The following is a 413-nucleotide window of genomic DNA, read 5'->3' as shown; positions in this document are numbered from 1 at the left end:
CGATCACCGTCACCGGCACCGGACGCAGCGCCGCCCGGCCCGTCATCTCGCCATCATACAGCAGGTCAATCGTCATGCTCATCAGCACCCTCCCTCGACACGGATTGCCAGTGCGCCGGCGCGTTGCCACGACCCCGCCGATTGCAGCCAAAGAGACCCCGGATAGGCGGCGGCGCGCTCGGGCACGTCAGCCATGGTGTCAGGGGTCAGCCGCACGGCCAGCGCCACGCCGGGGCCATCGGTCACAGTCACCGCCTCGATCTCGCCCGCGATGACGTGGCAGCGATCAGGCAGGCGCAGCCGCAACTCGCCCGTCACACCTGTCGCATCGGCCAGCGGCGCGCCATCGTCGCCTCGCAGCACCGCGCGGATCGTGCGCGTCTCGCCCCGATAATAGATCAGCATGTCAGGCG

1 protein-coding gene is annotated in these 413 nt (G+C 69.5%); it reads right to left on the bottom strand.

Annotation, left to right across the window (positions count from 1 at the left end; all coding sequences use genetic code 11):
• Positions 1 to 81 precede the first annotated feature (81 nt).
• Positions 82 to 413, bottom strand: a 332-nt coding sequence (locus tag RMT89_RS41325) for a hypothetical protein (protein WP_315888899.1), incomplete at its 5' end; no start/stop codon positions are given.

The sequence above is a fragment of the Streptomyces sp. P17 genome (assembly GCF_032436805.1).
Taxonomy (GTDB): Bacteria; Actinomycetota; Actinomycetes; order Streptomycetales; family Streptomycetaceae; genus Streptomyces.
This window is presented reverse-complemented; position numbering and strand designations above follow the sequence as displayed.